Here is a 784-nt window from a genome sequence, read left to right as displayed (position 1 = left end):
TAGTGAAGGGTGAGCTGGCTTAAAACGTGAGGAAATACCTGGATTTTTCCTGGTTATTTTGCCGCAGGTCAGCGTATCGTGAACATCTTTTCCAGTGTTCAGTAGGGTGCCTTGCACGGTAATTATGTCACTGGTTATTAACCAATTTTTCCTGGGGGATAAATGAGCGCGGGAAGCCCAAAATTCACCGTTCGACGCATTGCGGCTTTGTCACTGGTTTCGCTATGGCTGGCAGGCTGTTCTGACACTTCAAATCCACCGGCACCGGTCAGCTCCGTTAATGGCAATGCGCCTGCAAATACTAATTCTGGTATGTTGATTACGCCGCCGCCGAAAATGGGGACGACGTCTACAGCGCAGCAACCGCAAATTCAGCCGGTACAGCAGCCACAAATTCAGGCTACTCAACAACCGCAAATCCAGCCAGTGCAGCCAGTAGCTCAGCAGCCGGTACAGATGGAAAACGGACGCATCGTCTATAACCGTCAGTATGGGAACATTCCGAAAGGCAGTTATAGCGGCAGTACCTATACCGTGAAAAAATGCGACACACTTTTCTATATCGCCTGGATTACTGGCAACGATTTCCGTGACCTTGCTCAGCGCAACAATATTCAGGCACCATACGCGCTGAACGTTGGTCAGACCTTGCAGGTGGGTAATGCTTCCGGTACGCCAATCACTGGCGGAAATGCCATTACCCAGGCCGACGCAGCAGAGCAAGGAGTTGTGATCAAGCCTGCACAAAATTCCACCGTTGCTGTTGCGTCGCAACCGACAATTA

Annotated in this window: 1 protein-coding gene; it reads left to right on the top strand. The window is 50.6% G+C overall.

Annotated features, from left to right (window positions below; genetic code table 11):
- Nucleotides 1-207: 207 nt before the first annotated feature.
- A partial coding sequence (locus ACS8YF_RS19700; protein ID WP_440851787.1) for a LysM peptidoglycan-binding domain-containing protein occupies nucleotides 208-784 on the top strand: 577 nt, incomplete at its 3' end.

Source organism: Salinisphaera sp. SWV1, assembly GCF_052044155.1.
Classification (GTDB): Bacteria; Pseudomonadota; Gammaproteobacteria; order Nevskiales; family Salinisphaeraceae; genus Salinisphaera.
This window is presented reverse-complemented; position numbering and strand designations above follow the sequence as displayed.